The organism is Gordonia sp. ALPHA1B1 (assembly GCF_005502615.1).
GTDB classification, from domain to species: domain Bacteria; phylum Actinomycetota; class Actinomycetes; order Mycobacteriales; family Mycobacteriaceae; genus Gordonia; species Gordonia hongkongensis.
The window spans coordinates 1-23,818 of the sequence record NZ_SCOC01000044.1; the positions used below are offsets into that span (position 1 = coordinate 1).

General features: G+C 67.4%; 20 protein-coding genes. 10 read left to right on the top strand and 10 right to left on the bottom strand.

All coding sequences use genetic code 11. The annotated features are described in order from the left end of the window. Positions 1–368 precede the first annotated feature (368 nt). On the top strand, positions 369–950 hold the full coding sequence (locus FFS52_RS20630) for a phosphatase PAP2 family protein (protein WP_137810782.1): 582 nt from the start codon (positions 369–371) through the stop codon (positions 948–950). Positions 951–1,200: 250 nt separating this feature from the next. Here the strand turns inward: FFS52_RS20630 and FFS52_RS20635 are convergent, their stop codons facing one another. Further along, positions 1,201–2,460 (bottom strand): HNH endonuclease signature motif containing protein, encoded by a 1,260-nt coding sequence (locus tag FFS52_RS20635; RefSeq protein WP_137810783.1) that lies wholly within the window; start codon positions 2,458–2,460, stop codon positions 1,201–1,203. Between the two features lie 317 nt (positions 2,461–2,777). Here FFS52_RS20635 and FFS52_RS20640 point away from each other — a divergent pair, with 317 nt between their 5' ends. The 4 genes from FFS52_RS20640 to FFS52_RS20655 all read left to right on the top strand — a co-directional run bounded on the left by FFS52_RS20640 (position 2,778) and on the right by FFS52_RS20655 (position 9,316). Beyond that, positions 2,778–5,378, top strand: coding sequence for a PQQ-binding-like beta-propeller repeat protein (locus tag FFS52_RS20640; RefSeq protein WP_137810784.1), 2,601 nt, complete (start codon positions 2,778–2,780; stop codon positions 5,376–5,378). 70 nt (positions 5,379–5,448) lie between these two features. After that, entirely contained in the window at positions 5,449–6,699 is a 1,251-nt protein-coding gene (locus FFS52_RS20645; RefSeq protein ID WP_065631957.1) for an acyl-CoA dehydrogenase family protein, read from the top strand. 13 nt (positions 6,700–6,712) lie between these two features. Continuing rightward, positions 6,713–7,783, top strand: a complete 1,071-nt coding sequence (locus FFS52_RS20650; protein WP_078113458.1) for a phosphotransferase family protein — start codon at positions 6,713–6,715, stop codon at positions 7,781–7,783. 21 nt (positions 7,784–7,804) lie between these two features. Then, positions 7,805–9,316, top strand: coding sequence for an amino acid permease (locus tag FFS52_RS20655; RefSeq protein WP_078113457.1), 1,512 nt, complete (start codon positions 7,805–7,807; stop codon positions 9,314–9,316). Here FFS52_RS20655 and FFS52_RS20660 read toward each other — a convergent pair. Further along, positions 9,313–9,561, bottom strand: a complete 249-nt coding sequence (locus FFS52_RS20660; RefSeq protein ID WP_078113456.1) for a DUF2530 domain-containing protein — start codon at positions 9,559–9,561, stop codon at positions 9,313–9,315. The two genes, FFS52_RS20655 and FFS52_RS20660, sit on opposite strands and share 4 nt — an antisense overlap. Before the next feature lie 24 nt (positions 9,562–9,585). Between FFS52_RS20660 and FFS52_RS20665 the strand changes: the two genes are divergently transcribed. Both FFS52_RS20665 and FFS52_RS20670 read left to right on the top strand, forming a co-directional pair. Continuing rightward, a complete protein-coding gene (locus tag FFS52_RS20665) occupies positions 9,586–11,154 on the top strand; it encodes an NCS2 family permease (RefSeq protein ID WP_078113455.1) in 1,569 nt (522 codons plus the stop codon). Between the two features lie 105 nt (positions 11,155–11,259). Further along, positions 11,260–11,724 carry a MarR family transcriptional regulator gene (locus FFS52_RS20670; protein WP_137810785.1) on the top strand — a complete coding sequence of 155 codons (465 nt, stop codon included), beginning with the start codon at positions 11,260–11,262 and terminating at the stop codon, positions 11,722–11,724. Positions 11,725–11,899: 175 nt separating this feature from the next. On the opposite strand, the gene FFS52_RS20680 is transcribed toward FFS52_RS20670, so the two are convergent. Beyond that, positions 11,900–13,123 carry a GNAT family N-acetyltransferase gene (locus tag FFS52_RS20680; protein ID WP_137810795.1) on the bottom strand — a complete coding sequence of 408 codons (1,224 nt, stop codon included), beginning with the start codon at positions 13,121–13,123 and terminating at the stop codon, positions 11,900–11,902. 80 nt (positions 13,124–13,203) lie between these two features. On the opposite strand from FFS52_RS20680, the gene FFS52_RS20685 reads away from it, so the two are divergent. Continuing rightward, positions 13,204–14,058, top strand: a complete 855-nt coding sequence (locus FFS52_RS20685) for an RNA methyltransferase (RefSeq protein ID WP_068970272.1) — start codon at positions 13,204–13,206, stop codon at positions 14,056–14,058. Then, complete coding sequence (locus tag FFS52_RS20690; protein WP_058251607.1) at positions 14,055–14,354, top strand: DUF2537 domain-containing protein; 300 nt, start codon at positions 14,055–14,057, stop codon at positions 14,352–14,354. Before FFS52_RS20685 ends, FFS52_RS20690 begins: the two co-directional genes overlap by 4 nt. Here FFS52_RS20690 and FFS52_RS20695 read toward each other — a convergent pair. From FFS52_RS20695 to FFS52_RS20725, 6 genes are all read right to left on the bottom strand, one after another. Then, positions 14,351–15,118 carry a hypothetical protein gene (locus FFS52_RS20695; RefSeq protein WP_137810786.1) on the bottom strand — a complete coding sequence of 256 codons (768 nt, stop codon included), beginning with the start codon at positions 15,116–15,118 and terminating at the stop codon, positions 14,351–14,353. The genes FFS52_RS20690 and FFS52_RS20695 overlap by 4 nt on opposite strands. Further along, positions 15,119–16,084 (bottom strand): septation protein SepH, encoded by a 966-nt coding sequence (gene sepH / locus FFS52_RS20700; RefSeq protein WP_137810787.1) that lies wholly within the window; start codon positions 16,082–16,084, stop codon positions 15,119–15,121. It abuts the gene before it with no gap. A 233-nt stretch (positions 16,085–16,317) separates the two neighbouring features. Beyond that, the gene (serC, locus tag FFS52_RS20705; protein WP_137810788.1) at positions 16,318–17,463 is read right to left on the bottom strand and encodes a phosphoserine transaminase; all 1,146 of its coding nucleotides are present in this window, start codon (positions 17,461–17,463) and stop codon (positions 16,318–16,320) included. 999 nt (positions 17,464–18,462) lie between these two features. After that, positions 18,463–20,862, bottom strand: coding sequence for a hypothetical protein (locus tag FFS52_RS20715; RefSeq protein WP_137810789.1), 2,400 nt, complete (start codon positions 20,860–20,862; stop codon positions 18,463–18,465). Further along, complete coding sequence (locus tag FFS52_RS20720) at positions 20,859–21,182, bottom strand: invasin (protein WP_238995032.1); 324 nt, start codon at positions 21,180–21,182, stop codon at positions 20,859–20,861. Before FFS52_RS20720 ends, FFS52_RS20715 begins: the two co-directional genes overlap by 4 nt. 128 nt (positions 21,183–21,310) lie before the next feature. Continuing rightward, complete coding sequence (locus FFS52_RS20725) at positions 21,311–22,438, bottom strand: citrate synthase 2 (protein ID WP_065630762.1); 1,128 nt, start codon at positions 22,436–22,438, stop codon at positions 21,311–21,313. A gap of 128 nt (positions 22,439–22,566) precedes the next feature. On the opposite strand from FFS52_RS20725, the gene pdxH reads away from it, so the two are divergent. Then, on the top strand, positions 22,567–23,301 hold the full coding sequence (pdxH, locus tag FFS52_RS20730; RefSeq protein ID WP_065630763.1) for a pyridoxamine 5'-phosphate oxidase: 735 nt from the start codon (positions 22,567–22,569) through the stop codon (positions 23,299–23,301). A 25-nt stretch (positions 23,302–23,326) separates the two neighbouring features. Here the strand turns inward: pdxH and FFS52_RS20735 are convergent, their stop codons facing one another. Next, positions 23,327–23,773: a hypothetical protein gene (locus tag FFS52_RS20735; protein ID WP_137810790.1), complete on the bottom strand. Its 447-nt coding sequence runs from the start codon at positions 23,771–23,773 to the stop codon at positions 23,327–23,329. Positions 23,774–23,818 lie beyond the last annotated feature (45 nt).

A 23,818-nucleotide genomic window follows, 5' to 3' on the forward strand; every position in this document is an offset into this window, starting at 1 on the left:
GTGGGGGCGGGGGGAGGGGGGGGGTGGGGCGGGGGGAGGGGGGGGGGGTGGGGGGGCGGGGGGGGGGGGGGGTCCGGGTGGGCGGGGTGGTGGGGGGGGGGGGGGGGGGGGGGGGTGGGGGGGGGGGGGGGTGGGGGGGGGGGGGGGGGGGGGGGCGGGGGGGGGGGGGGGGGGGGGGGGGGGGGGGGGGGGGGGGGGGGGGGGGGGGGCGGGGGGGGGGGGGCGGGGGGGGGGGGGGGGGGGGGGTGGGTCGTCATCGCGGGGGTCCTCATCGATACGTGGTCGGGCGGGTTCGAGGACCACAGTGGGCGGTGACGCTTGCGATGTGCTTGAGGGCGACTTGAGCGACGCCTGGATAGGGTGGCGGGATGTTCATCTCTCCGACGACGATCGACGAGAACATCCTGAACTGGGTGGTCGAGAACCGGTCGGAGCACTGGGTCTCGATCGCCGAAGTGGTGACGGTGCTCGGCAACACGGTGACGATGTTGGTGCTGACATGTGCGGTCGTGGTGACACTCGCCGTGACCCGGCACCGAGTCGACGCGGTCTTCGTCGGCGCCGGAGTGCTTTTCGGATACGGTCTGATGCAGGCACTCAAGTACTCGTTCGCGCGGGACCGGCCACCCGTCGAAGACCGTCTACTGAACATCGACACCTTCTCGTTCCCCTCCGGGCACGCGATGATGACGATGGTCGTGTTCGGGCTGTTCGCTGTCGCCGCGTTTCGCTCCTCGCCCTGGGTGCGGGCGCATCGCTGGATCCTCGTGATCGCCCCCGTGCTGTCGATCCTCGTCGGCCTCACCCGAATACAACTCGCCGTGCACTGGGCCACGGACGTCGTGGCCGGATGGTTGTTCGGGGCGATCTGGGTGGTGTTCTGTACCTGGATACTGCTCCGGTACGAATCACGCCGCGGCTCCGGTGGTCTCGTCGGGGTTCAGCAGTAGACCACGCGGTCACCCGGACCATCCGCCGCCACATCTCCGGAAGCGGGGGCAGTTTGGTTCGACATGCGACTCATATTGCCCCCCCTGCTTGTGCGACCGCCTGGCTTTTCAACCGGGGGCCCGCCCGGTTGCGAGCGGGGCTAATCGACCGGGGTTCACTGTGGAGTTGTCAAGGGACTGATGCGGTCCCAGGTGTGGCCCGGGTGCGGAAGGTGCTACGCGAAAGTCTGGTGGTCTGTGGCGGCAGCGGTCAGGCGGCGTCGTCGAGTCGCATCGTGCGCCGGTTGTAGGCGGGTAGCGGTCGGCGTTGCGGGTCGATACTGGCGGGTGGGACGAGCCAGGGATGGCGGTCGAATCCCATCACGATGTCCCAGCCGTGGTGGTGGACCTGCGTATGGCAGCGCTGACACAGCAAACAGCCGTTGTCGAGGTCGGTGGGTCCGCCGTCGGCCCACGACTTGATGTGGTGGACCTGGGTATGTGACGGTGGTGCACCACATTTGACGCAACACGCGTCGCGGACGATCACCGCCTTACGTAGGTGCGCCGGATACAACCGATGGGTGTGACCCATCTGCAGCGGTACGCCCTCACTGTCGAGGACGATCTCGGTCAGGGATCCGTCGCAGGAGACCTGCTTCGCGGTGGCATGGCTGACCGTCCCGGTCCACGGCAGCGTTGCGAGTTCTCCGGTGGCGGGGATGGTCAGCAGCAGTTGCGTGCGTGGACTTCCGACGGTATCGATGGTCGCGCCGATCGCGGCTTGGTCGAGGATCAACTCGAAAGCGTCGGCACGGCGCTGCTCGGCGGTGCGACGATCTTCGGCGCCGTCGGGTTCGGGCCGTGGACACGATCGTTCGTCGATCATGGCCTGGAACTTCTCGCCGACGACCTGGGTGAGGTCGGCGCGGACTTCGACGCGGCCGTCGTCGGTGGTGTGTGCATTGACTGAGTTCAAGCTTGCATTGTCCGACGCCGGGACTGCTGTCTCGGAGGCGTCGGCGAGCGTGTTGCCGATAGCCCGCGCATGCCTGCGCACGTCTGTCGGCGTAGCACCTGAGAGCGCTTGGGCAATTAGTTCGAATTCATATCGGGAACGTTCATCCTCGGAAAGAGCGTCGCCACAACGTTTCTCGATTTCATTCATGCCTCGCACGATGGCATCGACGATCTCGCCGGAGAGTCGCCCGTCGGCGGCGTGACGAGCCAGCGCGGGCAACGCCGAGAGGGCATCGACACTCCGCATGGTGCGAAGAGCAGCGGCCGGTGCATGACCTGACTCGATCAGCAACTTCTTGGTGGTGCCGCCGGCTTTCTGAGCGACGCCGAGTTCGTCGAGTTGTGCTGCGTGGGTGACGATCTGGTGGTCGACGGTGTTGCGGATCAAGCGCAGCGTCTCGAGCGCGTCGAATGTTGCTCGGCCCGTGGGGTCGTCGGCGGGTGGGGTGGTCTCGATGAGTTGATCGAGGAGAGTGGCGAGCTCTGGCATGACTCCAAGGTACCGGAACATTCGTTCGATTTCGAGGGAATTCCACAGGCCGAGAACCGCGAATTCATCGACTGTGCAGCGCTTTTCGTTGACTGGGCGCAGATCGTTGACAGTGATGAACTTCAGTCACACCCGTTTCGATTCCCGGTCGAAAAGTGGTGGGTTTGTCACGAACGAAGGCCTCGACGGTCGCTCGGCGAGCGCCAGTGTGCTCAGCCGGCGGGGCGCACCGGGCTCGCTGTGCAGATGCGGGAACTGCTCGGTCGGCGTGAGCGGACGCCGAAATTCCCCCGGGTGGGGGACAGTCGAACGGCGTCGGACTGGGATTCACTGGACGGATGTCGAATCCGGGGCCACCCGACGATGACGCGACCATGCCCGGATCGTCCGACGGCGACGAGTCGCCGACGACGATCCAACCTGCCCGCCCGACGGTGGTCCCGGGGGTGTCACTGAACAAGGCCCCGGCGCCGGACCCCTACGCCGCCACGCAGACAGGTCCGACGCCGCAGTACCCACCGCCGTATCAGCAGCCGCCGAGTGGCTATCCTCCGCCACCCGGACAAGCCCAGTACGGCTACCCACCGCCGGGCTACCCACCGCCGGGTTATCCACCACCGGGGTACCCCCAGCCCGGATATCCCCAGCCCGGATATCCCCAGCCCGGGTACCCGCGCAGGTCCAATCGGCGCGCGTACCTGATCACGGGCGTCGCGTTGGTCTGTGTCCTCGCGCTGGTCCTCGGGGGCGTCGTGTGGTGGAAGGTGTCCTCGTCGGACGGCGGTTCCGACGACACGCCGGACCTCGTCGCCGGTCAGCTCACCGGCTCGTTCCCGACCGCGCCGAGTCCAGCCTGGAGCGTCGACGCGAGGTCGTTGGGTGGTACGGGGTACGTCTCCGGTCTGCCGCTCGAGGCGACGTACAGGACTCAGGGTGCGGTCCACGACGACCACACATTGGTGACGCTCGTGCAGGTAGGTGACTCCACGAACGGCCCGGCACTGCGGCCCATCGGGATAGACGCCGAGTCCGGCCGGGCGTGGTCGTTCGACGAACCCGTGTCCGGGTGCTCGGCCTCCATCGTGGACAGCACCATCGCCTGCCTGGGTCGGGGCGCCGCGTATTTCGTCGACGTCCGGACAGGTCGCGAGATCGGCCGTGCTCCCGCTCCGCCGCAGGCGTTCGGGATCGCGTTCAACGGTAGAGCGGCGTTCGTCCGCGACTTCAGTGGTGGCAACGAACGCCAGGTCGTGTTCCACAAGGTGACACCAGGAGGCGTGGAGTGGCAGCGAACGATCGACCTGCCCGAAGCGCTTCCGAGCGGGGACGCCTCGCAGTTCATCGCCACCGACGAGCTCGTCGCGAGCGCCGACGGCGTGGTCGCCGTCATCTCGGCCGACGACGGCCGGGAGATCTTCACGAGTCCGGGCCGGACCGGGATGTCGCCACGCCCGGACGGATCGATCCTCGTGGTGACGGGCAGCATGACAAGCGGCACACCGACGAATGGTCCGGTCGTCGTGGTCCGGCCGGACGGCACCACCAGCGACTTGGCGGGTATGAGCGTGGAGTCAGCTGCTGTCATGACTCCGACTCAGAGCGGGCGTGTGCTCATCGACGGTGCATACACCGACGTCGCAGACGGCGCGCGGATCTGGACGACGACTGATCTCCCGGCCCACACCTCGCCGACCGTCGTGCTGGCCGATGACCGTGAAGTCGTGTGGACGACGCACGACGCTGTCACCGCAGTCGATGCCATCTCCGGCCAGACGTTGTGGACGACTCCGACCGGGCCGGTCTACGGGTCGACCGGCCACGCCGTCACCGACGGCGAACGCCTCATCGCGCCCATGGCCGACGGCGGCGTGACCGCCCTGGATCTGGTGGGCGGTGCGCCGGTGTGGTCGGTGCCCCCGTCCACGATCGGCAACACCCCCGCTGCGGGTGTCACCGAACCGCGTCCGCCGCTGACGTTCGCCGTCGGCGACCGCCTGATCACGATGACCGCGACCACGATCACCGGCTTCGCGCCCACCGGTCCGGAGGCCATCGTCCCGGGCACGACTCGCGAGGCCGGCACCGCCGACGGCGGCGAACCCGAGTACGTCACGCCGTGCGGGGCGCCCCCGGTGTTCACGCCGCAGTCGTTCCGCACGTCGGCGGGTGGGCTGGGCGTGACGATGAAGGTCACCGCGAAGTGTCCCGGCGGCGACGTCCTGTACGGGCCGCAGACACGCATCACCATCTCCGACGGCAGCGGCATCGTCGCGTCGGGGAACTTCGACTTCCAGCGGGCGCCGGTCGCGGTGCCCTCGCTCGACGGGGCGGGCGAGGCGCTGACTATGGAACTCACCTATCCGCCCGGGAGCTTCTTCCGGCTGCCGGACACGCTCGGTGCCCAGGGGAGCGCGGCCGGCGGCGGCCGCTACCTCGTCGACTGCGACAAGGGCCCGACCTCCGGGGCCGCGCCGAAGCTCGCGACTCCGCAGTCGGGAACGGCCGCGTCGTCGACCGCCACCGGGGTGTCGTTCCCGGCCGGAGCCGACGTGACGGCGAGCAGCGTCAGCGCCCTCCGTCTGCAGGCCGACGCCGATCGGGCCTTCATCGTGGCAAACCTGAACAACCGGTGGGTGGCGCAGCTGAGCTCCAAACGGCCGGGTCTCGTCGCCGAGGGGCGGACCTGGACCGACCAGGCCATCCTCGACGAGTTCCTGGCACTCCGGTTGCGGTTCAACGACGTTCGGCTCCTGTGGAGTGACGAGTGGCCGGTGTTCTCGTACCGCGGCTGGTGGGTGACGGTGGCCGCGGCGACCTTCCCGGGCCCGGTCGAGGCCAACAACTGGTGTCGCGCCCAGGGATTCGGCCCGGACAACTGCTTCGCGAAACTGGTGAGCACCACGGCCGGACCGGAGCGGACGACCCTCTACTGGAAGTGACGGTGCCCGACGCCGCGCCGGTTTGCTCGGAACGATGACGAGTAATCGGTTCATCGCGATACGGTCGGGTATGGATTTCTCTCCGTCAGCGCGGTCGGCCGAACTCACCGAACGCGTGCGCACCTTCGTGACCACCGAGATCGAGCCGGTCGAACCCGAGATCCATCGGGACATCAAGACCCGCCGCGACGAGAACGGCAACCCGTGGACGCCGTCGCCGATCATCGCCGAACTGCAGAAGAAGGCCCGCTCGGAGGGGCTGTGGAACCTCTTCCTGCCCGCCGAGCACGCCGGCCGCTATGCCGCCGACTTCGGCACCGACGGCGGCGCCGGGTTGACCAACTCCGAGTATGCGCCGATCGCTGAGGCGATGGGATCGTCCGGGCTCGCGCCGGTGATCTTCAACTGCAACGCCCCCGACACCGGCAACATGGAGGTGTTGTTGCGCTATGGCACCGACGAGCAGCGCAAGCAGTGGCTCGAACCCCTTCTGACCGCCGAGATCCGCAGCGCCTTCTGCATGACCGAGCCGGCCGTCGCGTCGTCGGACGCCACCAACATGGCCGCGACCGCCGTGCTCGACGGCGATGACGTCGTCATCAACGGGACCAAGTGGTTCTCCACCGGCGTCGGCCATCCGGACTGCAAGGTCCTCATTTTCATGGGCGTCACCGACGCCGAGGCCGACCGGAAGTCGCGGCACACGATGGTGCTCATCCCGATCGACGCCCCCGGCGTCACGATCGACCGGATGCTCACCACCATGGGCTACTTCGACGAGCCGTTCGGCCACGGCGAGGTCAGCTTCGACAACGTGCGCGTCCCGGCATCGAACATCTTGCTCGGACCCGGCCGCGCCTTCGAGATCGCCCAGGGCCGGCTCGGTCCGGGTCGCGTGCACCACTGCATGCGGGCGATCGGACTCGCCGAGCGGGCACTGGAACTCGGTGTGCGTCGCGCACTCTCGCGGGAGGCGTTCGGCAAGCAGCTCGCCCGGCTCGGCGGCAACAGTGAGCGCATCGCCGACGCCCGCATCGCGATCAACCGGTCGCGACTCCTCGTCCACCACGCGGCCTGGTTGCTCGACCAGGGCATGTCCCGCGAAGCCCTGTCGGCGGTCAGCGAGATCAAGGTCGAGGTGCCCAACATGGCACTCGACGTCATCGACCTCGCCATCCAGTTGCACGGCGGTGCCGGTCTCACCGACGACTTCCCGCTCGCGCAGGCGTGGGTGGGCGCGCGGTCGCTCCGACTCGCCGATGGCCCGGACGAGGTGCACCGCAACGTGGTTGCGCGCATCGAGTTCGGCAAGTACCGCTGATCGGGGGACGAGGATGACCAACGAGGTGACCGGTGCGGGCGAGGTCCGCACCGAGGATGCATTCGACGTCGAGGCGATGGCCAAATGGCTGGAGGCCAACGCCGCGGACCCGACCGGTCTCGACGCCGTGCCGGAGGTCCGTCAATTCGGCGGCGGTGCTTCGAATCTCACGTACCTGCTGCGCTATCCGTCCAGGGATCTGATCCTGCGCCGGGCGCCCCGGGGTACCAAGGCGCGGGGCGCGCACGACATGGCACGCGAGTACCGGATCCAGTCCGAGCTCGCGACCGCCATCCGCTACATCGCGCCGATGATCGCGTTCTGCGACGACGAGTCGGTCCTGGGTGCGGACTTCTACGTGATGGGCCGCATCGACGGCGTCATCCCGCGGACCGAGTGGCCCGCCGACGTCCCGCTCGACGCCGAGCAGGCGCGCCGGCTCTGTCTGAACTTCATCGACACCCTGGTCGAGGTCCACTCGGTCGATCCGAGCACGACCGGACTCGCCGATCTCGGCAAGGGGCCGGGTTATGTGCGACGGCAGGTCGAGGGCTGGTCGGCGCGGTTCCGCAATGCGCACACCGACGACGTGCCCGACTTCGAGTCGACGATGACGTGGCTGGCCGACAATCAGCCCGACGACGTCGCCAACTGCGTCATCCACAACGACTTCAAGCTCGACAACGTCGTCCTCGACAAGGACGATCCCACCCGGGTGATCGGCATCCTGGACTGGGAGATGGCGACCCTCGGCGATCCCCTGATGGATGTCGCGGGTTCGATGGCCTACTGGATCCAGGCCGACGACCCGGATGCCATGCAGCTCATGCGACGCGTCCCGACGCACCTGCCCGGCATGCTCAGTCGTGCCGAGTTCGTCGAGAACTATTGCGAGCGTATGGGATTCGACATGACGCCGGAACGCTGGCGCTGGTATGAGGTGTTCGGACTGTTCCGGGCGGGGGTGATCGCCCAGCAGATCTACTACCGCTATTACCACGGCCAGACCACCAACAAGGCGTTCGAACGTCTCGGATACGCGGTCGGGATCATCGCGCAACGGCTGGACGACCTGCTCGTGTAGCCACCCGACGAAAGGACCGCCATGGCGGAGGACGTGGTCACCCCGTCGGGTGCCGGCGGAGGATCGCCCGACGAGATCCGCATGAGCGGTTACCGTCCGGAGCTGCGCCGAACGCTCGGCGGGTTCGCGGTGTTCGCGATCTCCTTCGCGTTCATCTCCGTCGCGGTCGGGATCTTCGCCACCTACGGCAGCGTGCTCACCACGGCGGGTCCGGTCGGGAGCTGGTTGTGGATCGTCGCCGCGGTCGGCCAGACCCTGATCGCGCTGGTCGTCGCCCAGTTCGCCGCCCGGATCGCACTGAGCGGGTCGTCGTATCAGTGGGCGTCGAGGCTGGCGAACCCGAAGATCGGCTGGTTCTTCGGCTGGCTGAGCTTCTGGTACCTCGCGATCGGCGTGGTCGCCATGGACAACGCGCTGGCCAGTCAGGCGCTGATGCCGCTCGCCGGGATGGCCGAGAACGAGGACGTCGCCCGCGTCATCGCCCTTGTCGTGCTCGTCATCCAGGCCGTGCTGGTGATCGCCTCGACCCGGTTGCTCGGCCTGTTCACCTCCGGCGCGGTCGCGGTCGAGTTGGCGATCGTGGCGATCCTGATCCTGGTGCTCGCGGCGGTGATGGTGTTCAGCGGAAGCGGTCACCCGGGCAACCTGGTGTCCGAGGGAGTGGCCGCCGGTGCGCCGGACTACTGGGCGATCGGTGGCGGGGTGATGGCCGCGATGGTCATGGGACTCACCACCCTGGTCGGGTTCGATTCCGCGGCCAACCTCGCCGAAGAGGCGAAGGATCCGTTCCGCAGCGTGCCCCGGGCGATCGTCGGATCAGTGGTGGCCGCCGCGGTCCTGGGACTGGTCTTCCTCATCGTCCTCACAACGGCGATCGAGGACGTCCAGGCGGTCACGGCCGACGGGTCGCCGGTCGCCGCGATCATCCGGGAACAACTCGGGCCGGTCGCCGAGCGAATCCTGCTCGCCTGCATCGTCTTCGCGATGTTCGGCGCCGGCATGGTGGTGATGGCGGCCTGCGCCCGGCAGGTCTTCGCGATGGCCCGCGACCGTCGCTTCCCGGCGCACCGGCTGATGGCCAGGGTCAACCCCCGGACCCAGACACCGGTACCGGCGACGCTGCTCATCCTCGGCGTCGGGGTGGTGCTGATGCTGGCACTGCCCGGGGCGGCGCTGATCGAGCTGATCATCGCGTCGACGATCCTGCCCGCGCTCATCTACGGCGGGACCGTCGTGCTGTACCTGGTCGTCCGAAAGCGGTTGGAGCGCAAGTCCGGTGGGTTCAGTCTCGGACGCCTCGAGGTGCCGGTCGCGATCGCCGCGCTGATCTGGGTGGGGGTCGCCCTGTTCGTGCTCGTCACGCCCGACGACGCGCGGGTACCGACCCTGATCGTGCTCGGGCTGATCGCGGCGGGTGGCCTCTACTTCGTCGCTCTGCTGTTCGGACCCGGTCGCGTCCTCGAACACGAACCCGGCACCGACGAATTCGACGCGCCCGCTCAACCGAATCGCGCCGAACCGGACAGAAGCTAGTCGAGACCTTCCTGCGCGCCTCGATCACCGCGTCGGACACCGGCGCGCTGGACGAGGACGATCGTCGTCCCGAGCAGACCGACGGCCAGGCCCACCAGGCACACGGACAGCGCGCGATCGCCACCGAGATCGGTGACCGCGACGACCACCGTCGCCACCACCCACCCGATCATCCCGACCACGATCACCGGCTCCGGGGCGCGCAGCGCGCGGGGGAGTTCGGGGATCTCGAGTGTCGTGGACATGGACAACAGGGTAGCTTTCGGAACGTGCCACACGATGAGCCGAGTGAGTCTCGCGATCTGAGGTCCTCCGACATCCCGGGTGCGGACACGTCGAGGGGGAACCTCCCCACCGAGCCCGACTTTCCCGCGACCACCCCGGGGCCGGATTCGGCGGTCCCGCGCGGCCCGCTCGACCGGTTCTTCAAGATCTCCGAACGTGGTTCGACGATCAACCGCGAGTTCCGCGGTGGCCTGGTCACGTTCTTCACGATGGCCTACATCGTGGTGCTCAACCCGATCATCATCGGCGGTATCCCGGGCGGTGACAAGAACACCGACGTCCTGGGCAACGTCCTGCCGCTGGCGCAGGTCGCCGCGGTCACCGCGCTCGTCGCGGGCGTGATGTCGATCCTGTTCGGCCTGGTCGCCAACTATCCGTTCGCGATCGCGGCGGGTCTCGGCATCAACAGCCTGCTGGCGGTGTCCATCGCGCCGCAGGTGACCTGGCCCGAGGCAATGGGTCTGGTGGTCGTCGACGGCATCATCATCGTCCTGCTGGCCGTCACCGGATTCCGCACCGCGGTGTTCAACGCGGTGCCCGCCGAACTGAAAGCCGCGATCGCGGCGGGGATCGGCCTGTTCATCGCGTTCATCGGTTTCGTCGACGCGGGATTCGTCAAGCGCGTTCCCGACGCCGCCGGCACCACCGTCCCGGTGCAGCTGGGCAGCGACAACTCGATCTCCACGATCCCCACACTGATCTTCGCGGTCGGGGTGCTGCTGATGGGCGTCCTGGTGGTGCGTCGGGTCCCCGGCGGCCTGTTGATCGGTATCGCGATCACTACGGTGCTGTCGATCGTGCTGGAGCGGATCTTCGATTACGGGTCCAGCGTCGCCAACCCCTCCGGCTGGGGTCTCAGCGTGCCCGACATCCCGAGCGCCCTCGGCGGTCTGCCCGATCTCAGCCTGATCGGTGACGTCGACCTGTTCGGCGCGTTCACCCGGATCGGTGTGCTCGCGGCGTCGGTGCTGGTGTTCGCGCTGGTGCTCTCGAACTTCTTCGACGCCATGGGCACGATGACCGGCCTCGGCAAGGAGGCCGGGCTCGCCGACGAGAAGGGCAACCTGCCCGGGGTCGGGCGTGCGCTGGTGGTCGAGGGGACCGGCGCCATCGCCGGCGGTGCCGCCTCGGCGTCGTCGAACACGGTGTTCGTCGAGTCTGCGTCCGGTATCGCCGAAGGTGCGCGCACCGGCCTCGCCAACGTGGTGACCGGAATCCTGTTCCTGGTCGCGATGTTCCTGACACCGCTCTACGAGGTGATCCCGCTCGAGGCGGTCGCCCCCGCGCTGGTGGTCGTCGGCGCGATGATGATCGGCCAGCTCACGACCGTCGACTTCAAGCGGCTCGACTATGCGCTCCCGGCCTTCCTGACCGTGGTCACGATGCCCTTCACCTACTCGATCGCCAACGGCATCGGCATCGGCTTTATCAGCTGGGTCGTGATGGCGACCGCGGCGGGCAAGGCCCGCACCGTGCATCCGTTGCTCTGGTTCGTCGCCGCGATCTTCGTCGCCTACTTCGCGCGCGGACCGATCTCCGACCTCATCGGCTGACGGACTTGGTCATCTGTCCGGGTTTGCCCGTTTCGGTGTCGTCCACCCGGTTCAATTTCGTCGCGGACGGGCAGTGAGGCCGATTTCCTGGCCTACGATTTGGCAATGCATGCACCTTATGGTGACGGAAGTCTGTCCGGCGACCTGTCCCTCGCCGTGGTGCGCCTGGCGCGCCGACTCCGAGGTCGGCGGGAGAACAAGCTGGTCTCGCTCACTCAGCTGTCCGCCCTCAACACGCTGCACCACGAGGGCCCGATGACACCAGGTGCGCTCGCGGCCGCCGAGCGGGTTCGCCCGCCGTCGATGACCAGGGTCATCGCCTCGCTGTCGGATCTCGGGATGATCAAGCGCGAACCCCATCCCACCGACGGCCGTCAGGCCATCGTGACGTTGTCCCCGGAAGGCGTCGAAGTCGTGACCGACGAACTCGCCGCCCGCAAGGCATGGTTGAGCGACCGCCTCGCGGAACTGTCCGCCGAGGAGCGGGACATCCTGCGCGAGGCCGTGCGCATCGCCAACAAGATCCTCGGGCAGGCCGACACCGACGTCCCGCGCTCACGCGCGATCTAATCCCGCTCCCTGAGGAGTCCCGGAGCTTGCGGAGGGACGTCTCACCGCTCCCTGAGGAGTCCCGGAGCTTGCGGAGGGACGTCTCTCCGCTCCCTGAGGAGTCCCGGAGCTTGCGGAGGGACGTCTCACCGCTCCCTGAGGAGTCCCGGAGCTTGCGGAGGGACGTCTCGAAGGGTCAGAAGAACGTGCCCGAGAACGGGGCGCGGTCGGTCATGAACGCGTGGTCCAGCGCGCGCAGCGTCGCCGGGGAGTCGACGCGCAGCCGTCCCGCCGCCGCGAAGGCCGAGGGTCGGATCCCGCCGAGGTAGATGCTCGACAGCACCGAGATGTCGAGCGAGACGGTGGGCGTCGCACCCGACTTCGCCGGCGCGACAATCGCCCCGCCCTCGCGTACCGAGATGTCGAAAACGCCTCCGTGACCGCGGAATTCGTCGGTCACCTCGATCACGGCGTCCAGGTCGGCGGCATAGTGACGGGCGCCGAGGGCGGCCGGGACGTCGAGGATGCGCAGCCACATCGTGTCGGCGGTCCCGGTGACCGACACCGACCGCGGATTCACGAGTTTCTGTGACAGCGGGTCGTCGACCGGGATGGTCGCGGTGAGCGAGGGGATGAGGTCGAGGCTGATCAGGACGCGCCACAGATCGGTGTGTGCGTCGTCGGTGACCGCGAAGACCTCGTTGACCTCGCCGCGCACCGCGCCGGTCTCATCCTTGTAGATGCGGTAGCTCGCGTAGCCGTCGGCGTGGAGCAGGTAGTGCAGACCGCTCGCCGACAGCGGCCGCTCCGACGCCCGGTCGGCCAGGATGGGATTCCACCAGGCGGGGGTGCGGGTGAGCGCGCCCGGGGTGGTCAGCGTCCACCGTGCGTGGAGGTCGGGGATCGCGGCGGCCACCGCGTCGGCGTCGGCATACCGGACGGTGGCATCGTCGGGCTGGGCCGCGCGCATCTGGGCGCCCGGGCTCAGCGACACCGAGTTCGCGAAGCATGCCGGTCCGAAGCCGAAGCGTTCGTAGATGGTGCCCTCACTCGCGGTGAGGATTCCGAAGGTGTACTTCTCCGATTCCCACTGCTCGACGAGTTCGGTGAGCATGCGGCGGAGGATGCCACGCCGCCGGTGGGTCGACGCCACCGAGACCCACGACAGTCCGGCCGCGTCGGACACGCCACCGCCGGGCAGTGACATCGACATCCGGTAGAACATCGCCACGCCGACGAGGGGCCGCGTGTCCAACCCGGTGTCGCGCACCAGCACGACGTCGTCGTCGGCGACCTTGCCGCGCAGATCGGCGACCTCGTCGTCGGGCAGCGGATTACGCATGGCGAACGCGCGGGCATCGGTGGTGATGATGTCGGCCCAGTCCGCGTCGGTGGCGCGAGCGAGGGACAGACGTGACATCGGAGTCGAATCGCTGGTCACGCCCTCCACAGTTTCACACCCGTGCGCTGCCGGTTTCGTCCGGGTGGCAGACTGTTGCGGTGCCCGGGCTCGCAGTGAACGTGATCGACATCGACGACCCGGAGGACCCGCGCGTCGACGACTTCCGCGACCTCAACTCCGTCGACCGCCGGCCCGATCTCCCGGTTCTGCCCGGCGGGCGCCCGGGTCGCGGTCTGGTCATCGCCGAAGGTGTTCTCGTCGCCCAGCGGATGATCGCGTCACGGTTCGCGACCCACGCCTTCCTCGGTGTCGCGAAACGCCTCGACGAGCTCGACGCCGATCTCCGTGATCCCGGGCTGGCCGGCGTCCCGTTCTTCCGCGCCACCGCCGAGGTCATGGCCGAGATCGTCGGCTTCCACCTCAACCGCGGCGTGCTCGCCGTGTCGCGCCGACCGCCCGTGCTCACGGTGCCGGAGGTCCTCGAGAGCGCGCGGACCGTTGCGATCCTCGAAGGTGTGAACGACCACGAGAACATCGGGTCGATCTTCCGCAACGCCGCCGGATTGGGCGTCGACGCAGTGCTTTTCGGTCAGGGTTGCGCCGACCCGCTGTACCGCCGATGCGTGCGGGTGTCGATGGGCCATGCACTGCTCGTGCCGTTCGCGAGGTTCGACGACTGGCCGCGCGGCCTGGACCTGGTGCGGGAACGCGACTTCCAGCTGGTCTCGTTGACGCCCGATCCCGCCGCCGTGACCCTGGCCGAAGCCGTCACCGCCGAGAAGGTCGGCTTCCTGGTCGGTGCGGAGGGCCCCGGTCTCACCGCGTCGGCGATGGCGGCCACCGACGTGAAGGCGCGCATCCCGATGAGCCGGGGCACCGACTCGCTGAACGTGGCGACCGCTGCGGCCGTTGCGTTCTACGAGCGCGCCCGGTCGGGCACCATGGGATCGTGACCGTCGAGCGGGAGGGTGTCGAACCGACGCCGTGGGCCCTGGGGCTGATCGTCGGTGCCTCGTGCGCGCTGTTCGCCGCATTCGTCTTGGTCGGCGTCTACCTGCTCATCGGCGAGATCCTGCGGTTCCTCGGAATCGCCGCCGTATTGGTCGTCGCGGGCGGACTCGGGTGGACCCTCTGGGAGTTCCGGGCGCGGCCCGTGTGGCGGTGGGTCGTGTGGGGATTGCTGCTCGGCTTCCTCGCCGGGGTCGCGTCGTCGATCGCGCTGCTCGCGCTGGGACGCCCCGCACCCTAGAACCCGAAGTACTCGCGGATGCGCCCGCGCTTGCGAGCGTCCTGACCGGGCGATCCCGTCCGCTCCCGGACGCGCGAAGCCGTTGCGGCGCGGTAGTTCTCGTAGTCGGCCGCGGTCGGTTCGTATTCGGTCGGGTGCAACGCGAAGCAGGTGACGGTGATCTGGGCCGGGTCGAGATCGGACTCCGCGAGCGGGTGGGTGTAGCGGAACCCGAGCCACGCACGGTTCGATTCCTCGGCGAGGTGCGCGGGATGGAAGGGGAGCGACATGGGTGCGGTGGGCACGCCCTCGGCGTGGCTGAGCGGGTGTTCGCCACCCCAGAACGGCTTCTCGAACGTGAACGGCAGGCCGTGGTCCTCGTGGATGGTGACCGGGTCGGCGGCGAAGGAACGTCGAAGCGTCCCCGACTCCCACCGGGCGAACACTCCGAGTGAGGAGTCGGGCTCGGTGTAGAGGAGGGTTGTGGTCGCGCTGGGACGAATCCGCGCGAGCGCGCGGGTCAGCGTCGACGGCGTGGTCGTCTCGAACAGCGAACACGACACGACGGCGAGCGGGCCGTAGAACCCGGCGTAGACGTGGGTGTCGCGGACCGCGGCAGCGGACGCGAGATCGGTGTCGACGAGAGGGACCAGGACGCTGTCACCGAAGACGGTCGTCGCAACCTGCTGGGCGTGCTGCGAGTCGTTGGCCGGATGCGAGCGGAGAATCGCGGCCGGGTCGTCGGTGTCGATGAACCAGACCGTCGCCGCGCGCGCGGAGGACACTCAGCTGTTCCCGTTGCTGCGCACGCCGAGCAGGACATCCTCCCACGCCGGGACCGCCGGTTTACGTGCCTTCTTGCGGCGCGGACGTTCGGGGCCGGACGACGGTGCGGGCACCGATTCGTCGGCGTCGGCGTCGTCGGCGTTGGAAGTGGCCGCCGCGTCGTCCGTGTCCGAGGCTTCGGCGGTGTCGGCGGACGGCTCGTCGTCGAATCCGAAGTCGAACGGCACGGCGCCGTCGTCCTCGGCCGCGGTGCGGCGGTCGTGCCGGGCGCGCTGCGCACCGATGATCGAGGCCGCGTCGATGGTGACCTCTTCGCGTCCGTCCGGGGTCGTCTCGACCGCGACTTCGGGGGTGGCGACCGGGGTCAGCCGACGACGGGGCGCGATGGTCTCGGGATGGGTGAGTTCGTCGGCCAGGTCGTCGAGCGGGTCGACGCTGCCACCGTGCGATCCCGGCTGGTAACGCCAGTGCGCCAGGTTGTCGGTGCGTCCGACGCTCCACGCGACCTGAACCACCCAGTACCCGTCGTCGCCCTTCCATGCGTCCCAGTCGGCGTCGTTGGGATTCTGGCCGTAGGCGAGGAGTCCCTCGGCGACCGATTCGACAAGGGTCGCCACTGCCGGGCCGTCATGGCGGATGGGATGCGCGGCGCCGGCGAGTTCGGTGGCGCGGCTGCGTTCGAGGAGGACCGGGTGGGCGAAGCGTTCGATCTTGTCCACACCCACCCCGGCTGCGGCCGCCACCTCGGCGACGGTTGCACCCGCTCGGATTCGTGCCTGGATCTCGCGTGGCCGCAATGCACTCTCCATCTCGATCTCGATCTGTCCCAGTCGTGAGATGTCGCCGCGGGCGGCGGCGCGGAGGCGTTCGTCGGAGGCGATCCGGAATTTCTCGCCCGATTGCGGGTCCTGGCAGATGACATGGGAGCCGTCGGTTTCCACCCCGACGACGCGGAGCTCACGCATCTGCTCCTCCTCCGGTCGGTGCACGCATTGGGGTCACATTAACTCACCGATCTGCCGGTTCACTGTGGGACACGCGGCAAAACCGCAGTTCAGCACGCGTGGGGCGCAAGCGACGCCAGCGATCGATGCGTCATATGTGGTCTGTGGGAACCAGGCTACCGGTTCGGTGAAGCACCACCGGCGCGCCGCAACGATCTGTGCGGCGCGCCGGCGACGAGGTGTCGAGGAGGCGATCAGAGGCGCTCGACGATGTAGTCGATGCACTGGGTGAGCTTGCTGACGTCCTCCGGCTCGATGGCCGGGAACATGCCGATGCGCAGCTGGTTCCGGCCGAGCTTGCGGTACGGCTCGGTGTCGACGACCCCGTGCGCGCGAAGGATCTTCGCGACGGCCGCGGCGTCGACATCGTCGTTGAAATCGATGGTGCCGACGACCTGGCTGCGGTTGGCCGCCTCGGTGACGAACGGCGTCGCGAACTCGCTCGCCTCGGCCCACTGGTAGAGACGCGAGCTGGAATCGGCGGTGCGCGAGACGCACCAGTCGAGGCCGCCGTTGTTGTTCATCCACTCGATCTGGTTGGCGAACAGCAGCAGCGATCCGACGGCCGGGGTGTTGTAGGTCTGGTTCTTGCTGCTGTTGTCGACGGCGGTCGGCAGCGACAGGAACTCCGGGCACCAGCGATCGGTCTCGGCGATCTCGGCGATGCGTGCGAGCGCGCGTGGGCTCATCAGCGCGACCCAGAGCCCGCCGTCGGCGGCGAAGCACTTCTGCGGCGCGAAGTAGTAGACGTCGGCGTCGGCGACGTTGACGGGCATACCGCCCGCGCCCGAGGTGGCGTCGATGGCGATGAGCGCGTCATCCGAACCGGCGGGACGGACGACGGGCACCGCGACGCCCGTCGAGGTCTCGTTGTGTGCCCAGCCGATGAGGTCGACGCCGCCGAAGTCGTCGACGGTCAGCGCGGCCGGGTCGGGCGCGGTGCCGGGGTCGGTCGAGATGACCGCGGGCGAGTCGAGGAAGGGGGCCTTCTTCGAGACCGTCGCGAACTTCGACGAGAACTCGCCGTAGGTGAGGTGCAGCGAACGCTGCTTGATCAGGCCGAACGCCGCGGCGTCCCAGAATGCCGTGGTGCCGCCGTTGGAGATCACGACCTCGTAGCCCTCGGGCAGCGAGAACAGGTTCGACAGACCCTCGCGGATCGAGCCGACGACGTTCTTCACCGGTGCCTGACGGTGGCTGGTGCCGAACACCGACGCGCCGGTGTCGACGAGGGACTGCAACTGCTCGGGGCGAACCTTCGACGGCCCGCAACCGAAGCGGCCGTCCGACGGCAGCAGGTCGGCGGGCAGGGTGATGGATGCGGTGGCGGCTTCGCTCATGACAGCAATTCTAGGGAGTGGCCCCGGCCACCTCGGGTTCGGTCCCTGCAACCCGGCGAACGGTGCGGGTTCTGGGTCGAATGGCCGCCGCACAGAGACGCTGGCTTCACCGAAAGCTGCGCTGGTTGCGTCCCGACCCCGGGCAACCAGTTGCATATCTCCGTCGTAGTCAGGGTGAAGGCCATGTGGGGTACTGCGGAAGCACAGGAACGAGGTCTCGCTGGACGGGTTCCAGTGAAACCGAAACGGTATCGGCAGTTAGATCGGAGTCGCGGTACGCAGGATGACTTCGTGCCAAGGCAAGCCCATGATCCGCGCATCGTGATAGTCGTGCGTCGTCGAACCGAACGCCCTTATACGAAACTTGCCACGGAAAAAAGGCGTCAAATCGAGGTGCTCGGTCACCAGTTTCATGAATGTCGCCACGCGGACGGTCAGCGCGTGGGTCCTTGGCATCTGCTGGACGGACGGCGTCTATCTCGAAACCCCAACCTGCAAGGGGGCCGCCTACTTTCGGATCGTCCGCGAACTCCGCAACGAAGCCGAAATTGTATAAACATCCAATTGCCTTGATGCTGGTCGGTGTCGACTGAATTGACACCAAATGCATGAAAATCGTTCCGCTGCGCGCGGTTAGGTTCCCAGGGTCACCGCTGAAGTCGTCGCCTCCGAACCTCTCGTATGCCTCGGCGGCAGCGCGTTCCGCGCCGGGGTAGTTGCGGGAACCTGGCACACCTAGCAGCGAAGCGGCTTCACCTGTGGCTCGGACCACCTCGCCCTGGCGCGAGAACAGGCTGATGCCTGGTTCTGCCGACCAGACGACCGTGAAGTTGCCAGCGAGATCTGACGGGAACCTGTAGTCGCGGGCGTCAACAGATCGAGGTTCAGTGACTGGTGTGGCATGTTCTGAGCTTGAGAGGTTCGCTGGTACGTCTGGGCCCGCACAGGCTGCGACAAGGAGTGCCATCGCTGGGAGAAGTGCTGCCGCTTTAGCCAGTTTCATTCTCGAGTTCCGTCCAGAATCCATTCCCGATACGTCGCTAAATCGGACCCGTCATACCGGCTGTTCTCTGGCGTCAAACCTTCCTCTACGCCTTCGTCCCAGTAGTCGGCTTCACCGCCCGGCGCGAACTCTTTCTGGTACTTGGTCGCCAGTACGGTTCTGATCGCTTGATCCAGCTGACTGGCATCACCGTTTGACTGTGTCAACATATCGGATAGTGGTTTGAGAGTGCCGCTTGAGTCGTACCATTCAGCAGGTCCCGAAACACCCGAAGTCGTGAGCATGGAGTAAGCGAAAGATAGCTTTTGCGATTCGCTGTCACCAACTCCGAATGCTTTGTCAGCTGAGGGGAGATTGAATGGAACGTCGTCGTTGATTTCGGGCCCGGAAATCCAGGGGGCCACGCCACCAATGAGGGCGGATGGTACCGCGCCGTGTGGGACCAGCGTCAAGGCGTAACTGGCGGAGGAAAGTATCTTAACGGTGTTCTGAGTCGCGGCTTCTGATCGCTGGACCTCGTTGTCGCGATCGAGTTCTTGATCATATTGAGCACCGTATATTCCGGACTGTCCTAATTGCAGCAATTCGCCGCTGGTCAGGCCGAGGCTCTGAGCCAGGTGTGGTTCGGAGAGAACCAAGGAAGCGTTCATATTGGCGCGGGCGAGTAGGTCCCGATATAGCTCAGTCGCTGCGTTTATCCCGTCGGGATTTTCGTCTGTAGGGTCGCCACCGTTGGGCGAGTCGTCTGACGCGATCAGGCTAAACATGCGGATCGCTCGTGCTCGGAATTCGTTGGGTCGTTCGTGGTCGGCAAGCTCAAGATCGGGATGACCGTGTATCTGCGGTGATGAATCGGGATTCGCGAGGTAATTGAGGTAGGGTAGCGAGGCCTTTCTGAGTGCATCTGCCAGGTGAGGGTTGATCTTTCCTAACGCATCCCCGTCGTCATTGGTGTTCATCAGGCCCTTGAAGTTGTTGTTGCCGTCTGTAGAGGTTGCGAAATCCCACAGACCAGCGTATGCGCGGTCGGCTTGCGCAATCTTTGCAGGATCTCCCGTGCTGCTGTACTCGTGGATCCAGTCGACCAAGCCGCTAGCAGTATGGCCGTGGTCGTCCCAGTCGTGTCGCATCACGTGACCGACGGTCTCGTCTCGGTCATAATCCGCCAGTTTGGCGCCATCCGAGTACTCACCGGTGAGAATCGCCGTCGCCGACTCGTGGTTCCTGGTCCCGACTTCGAGGAACTGTCGGATGGTCGACTCGTAGGTACGCTTCAGCTCATTTGGATCGGTTTCGAAAGCCCCGTAGGCGACTTCAGGTCGTTGACCGTCACCGCCGATGTCGCGCGACGCTCCCGCGGCGCCTCTGCGAATGAGCTCGGTGCCCAATCTCTCCCCCGGGGGAACGGAACCAGAGTTGCCTAGCAGGCTCGCAAAGGGAACGTCTTGGTATCTCAGGGTCGCGCCGTCGCTTGCACGGTTCTCGGCCCAGTCCTGCACCCAGCCGGGCAGGTACTGATACCCGGTATTCGCGCCGACGTTCTCGTTCGACAGGGTGAGGAGACCTTGGCCGAGCGCCTTGGACCACGAGTCTCCGACGGGTGTGTGCATGCCGTCGAACTTGGACTTCAAGTCGAAGAGCCCTTCGGAGCCCACAGAGCCGTAGAACGTGTGCAGGTACTCCTGGACACCACGCGGGACGTCGTCCAGCTTCTCGCCGTTCATCAGACGAACGATCTGCTCGTCGCTCAGACCCGCGGCTCGCAAGTTTCGTCCGACCGCGGCAGCCTCTTCGTCGGTCCAGCCATCGGCGGCCAGCTGGCCGTGACGACGCCCGTCCTGCGCGCTGAGCGTGAGCGCCGGCGGTGCGATGGTGTCGAGATTCCCCACCGCGGTCCGGATCAGCGCGGCGTGGTCCGATGCTATGGCGGCCAGCTCGTCGGCTTTCCCCTTAACGTAGCTGGTCATCTCGCGTTCCTTGTCGGCTATCTGACCAGGAGTGAGGTCGTCGTCCTCCTTCGGGACGTACCGCATCTGCCAAGCCGGGTCGGACTCGCTGATGAGCACGAAGCGCTGCATCGAGGCGCCTAGCAGGGCGCCGTTCACGGCAATCTTCGACGAGTCGATTGCCGAAGCGGCATTGTTCAGCGCCGTCTGGAGGTCGTCGACCTTGCCGGCGACCTTCTTTGCCCATCCGTTCTGGTCGCTCGCCCGCGCATTGGCCGCAGACCTGGCGCCGCCGGCCCAGGACGTGTTCGGCACTTGGTCAACCGTTCGTTCCGCAGCCTCAGAGTTCTCGCGGATGGCGTCGGAGAGTCCGGTCAGCTTTGCTTCCGCCAGCTCCCACGGCCGCCACGAATCCATGATCACCTTGGTGAGAGCCGGGCTCCCACTCATCGGGGCGCCTCGCTGTCCGGGAGCGCGGACAGCGTCCGGAACTTGGTCGCGTTCTCGTCGTCGACGTCCACTGCGATCGTGCGAGCCGCACGCACCGCGGAGGCGAACGTCTCCCACTGCCCGGATACGGCGGTCTGTGCCTGCGTCAGCTTCGCGGTGGCGTCGGCACCCGCGCCGACGAGCGGTGAGTTCGGCATCGCTGAGCTGATGGTCGCGCTGATGTCCGGCCGCGGCGCGGACTCGATGAAGTACCCCATGCCCTCGAGTGCACCTGCGACGCCGTCCATCGCACCTGAGTTGACGACAAAATCCCCGCTCATCGTTCCCCCGACAGTCGTTGTGAGCACGTGACTTGGGGAACACTTTACGATGCCGGACGCGACCCGACGAGCGGGTGTCCACAACCGACCCCGACCAGGCTGAACCTGGCCGCGCCTGTGGAAGGGGTCTACAGGCCCGGCTTCACGACGTCACCCCAGCCCTCGACGTCCTCCGGGCGACGGGGGCTCGGGCCGGTGTAGATCGCGGCCGGGCGGACCAGCTTGCCGAGGCGCTTCTGCTCGAGGATGTGCGCACACCAGCCGGCGGTCCGGCCGCAGGTGAACATCGCCGGCATCATGTGCGTCGGCACCTCGGCGAAGTCGAGGATGACCGCCGCCCAGAACTCGACGTTGGTCTCGATGGCGCGGTCGGGGCGTCGTTCCCGGAGTTCGGTGAGCGCGGCCTGCTCGAGTGCGGCGGCGATCTCGAAGCGGGGGACGCCCAATTCCTGGGCGGTGCGGCGGAGCACGCGGGCACGCGGGTCCTCCGCGCGGTAGACGCGATGCCCGAAGCCCATGAGCTTCTCCTTGCGGTCGAGGATCCCCTTTACGAGTCCCCGTGCGTCACCGGTGTTCTCGACCTCCTCGATCATCGGCAGCACGCGTGCGGGGGCGCCGCCGTGGAGGGGGCCGGACATGGCGCCGATCGCACCCGACAGCGAGGCCGCGACATCGGCTCCGGTGGAGGCGATCACCCGTGCGGTGAACGTCGACGCGTTCATGCCGTGCTCGGCGGCGCTGACCCAGTAGGCGTCGATCGCGGCGATGTGCCGGGGATCGGGGTCGCCCTTCCAGCGGGTCATGAAACGTGCGGTGACGGTGTCGCATTCGTCGATGACGTGCTGGGGGACCGCGGGCTGGTGGATGCCGCGCGCGGACTGCGCCACGTACGACAACGCCATCACCGACGCGCGGGCGAGGTTGTCGCGGGCGGTTTCGTCGTCGATGTCGAGCAGCGGCTGGTAACCCCAGATCGGGGCGAGCATGGCGAGCGCGGCCTGGACGTCGACGCGCACGTCACCGGTGTGGATCGGCAGCGGGAACGGTTCGGCCGGCGGTAGGCCGTCGCCGAACTTGCCGTCGACCAGGAGGGCCCACACGTCGGCGAAGGTCACCTTGTTCTCGACCAGGTCCTCGATGTCGACGCCGCGGTAACGGAGGTTGCCGCCGTTCTTGTCCGGTTCGGCGATGTCGGTCGTGAAGGCCACCACGCCCTCGAGTCCGGCGACGAAATCCTCGGGAACAGTGTTGGCCATGGCAACCCACCTCACTCGACGTCCGTGTCGTGCATCCACGAGGATGCAATCCACGACGAACTGTAGATCAGCACGACGCCCCGCGTGTACCCCGGAGTAACGAGCACGGTCGGAGTAGCGTCAGGAAGGTGCTGGACGAGTCGCGCGACCCCATCGACCTGCCGAACATGCGCGTCGGATACGGCGGCGGCATCCCACCGAACATCGGCGAGGGCGACCGCGCCGCCGGTGCCGACGGCATCCGCGAGAACCTCGACCCGAGCTGGCTGCGCGGCGACCCGCCGTGGCTCGATCTCTTCCACGTCTGGCTCCGCGAAGCCGTCGACGCTCGGATCGCCGAGCCCAACGCGATGGTCCTCGGCACCGCCGACGCCGAGGGCAGGCCGTCGACCCGCACCGTCCTGTGCAAGGGGGTCGACGCGAACGGCGTTGTCTTCTTCACCGGGTACGACTCCGACAAAGGCCGACACCTGGCCGCGAATCCGTATGCCTCGGTGACGTTTCCCTGGATCGCGCTGGAACGGCAGGTGCACTTCCGCGGACCGGTCGAACACGTCAGCGCCTTGGAGATCCAGGCGTACTGGGAGCTTCGACCCCGCGGGTCGCAGCTCTCGGCGGCCGCGTCCGAGCAATCACGGCCCATCGGCAGCCGCGTCGAACTCGAGCAGAAGGCCGCCGAACTCGCCGAGGCCTACGGCGGGTTCGACGAGGGTGCCGAGGTCCCGGTCCCGTCCGATTGGGGTGGGTACCGCATCGTCCCGGTCGAGGTCGAGTTCTGGCAGGGGCGAGCGAACCGCCTGCACAACCGGGTTCGGCTGACCCACGTCGATCACTCCTGGCGGGCCGAACGGCTGCAGCCCTGAGCGTCGACACCCGTTCTGCGGGCCGTCAGCGGTAGTCGAGGCGGTTCGGGTCGAGTCTGGCGATACCGCACTGCGCCTGGGCGAAGATCGGTGCCCGGTACACATGGTGCGCGACGCGTACGCCGTTCACCCAGATCGTGCAGCGGGCATAACCGCCCCACGACGTGATGTTCGCGGCTGTCTGCTGTCGCTGCTTGTGCGAGGTGAAAGTGGTTGTGGTCGACCACAACCGGGTCTTCGGATCGTAGTCGCGCAGGCTCATGCCCACGCGGCCCCCGCGAGGTGACATCCGGTTGTGACCGTCGACCCACCAGAAGCCGTACGCGCTCTGCTGATCCGACGCGACCTGCACCGTGATGCGATCGCCGGCCGTCGGATACCGCGGACCGGCCTGTGCCGTCCCCGGAACCGCGAGGCCGAGTACGACGGCCACCGCGACCGTCACCACCGTCATCCAGCGTCGAACACCCATGTGCATCCCCTTCTCCGAGCCCCGACCAAGGTGCAAGGTGCGCCT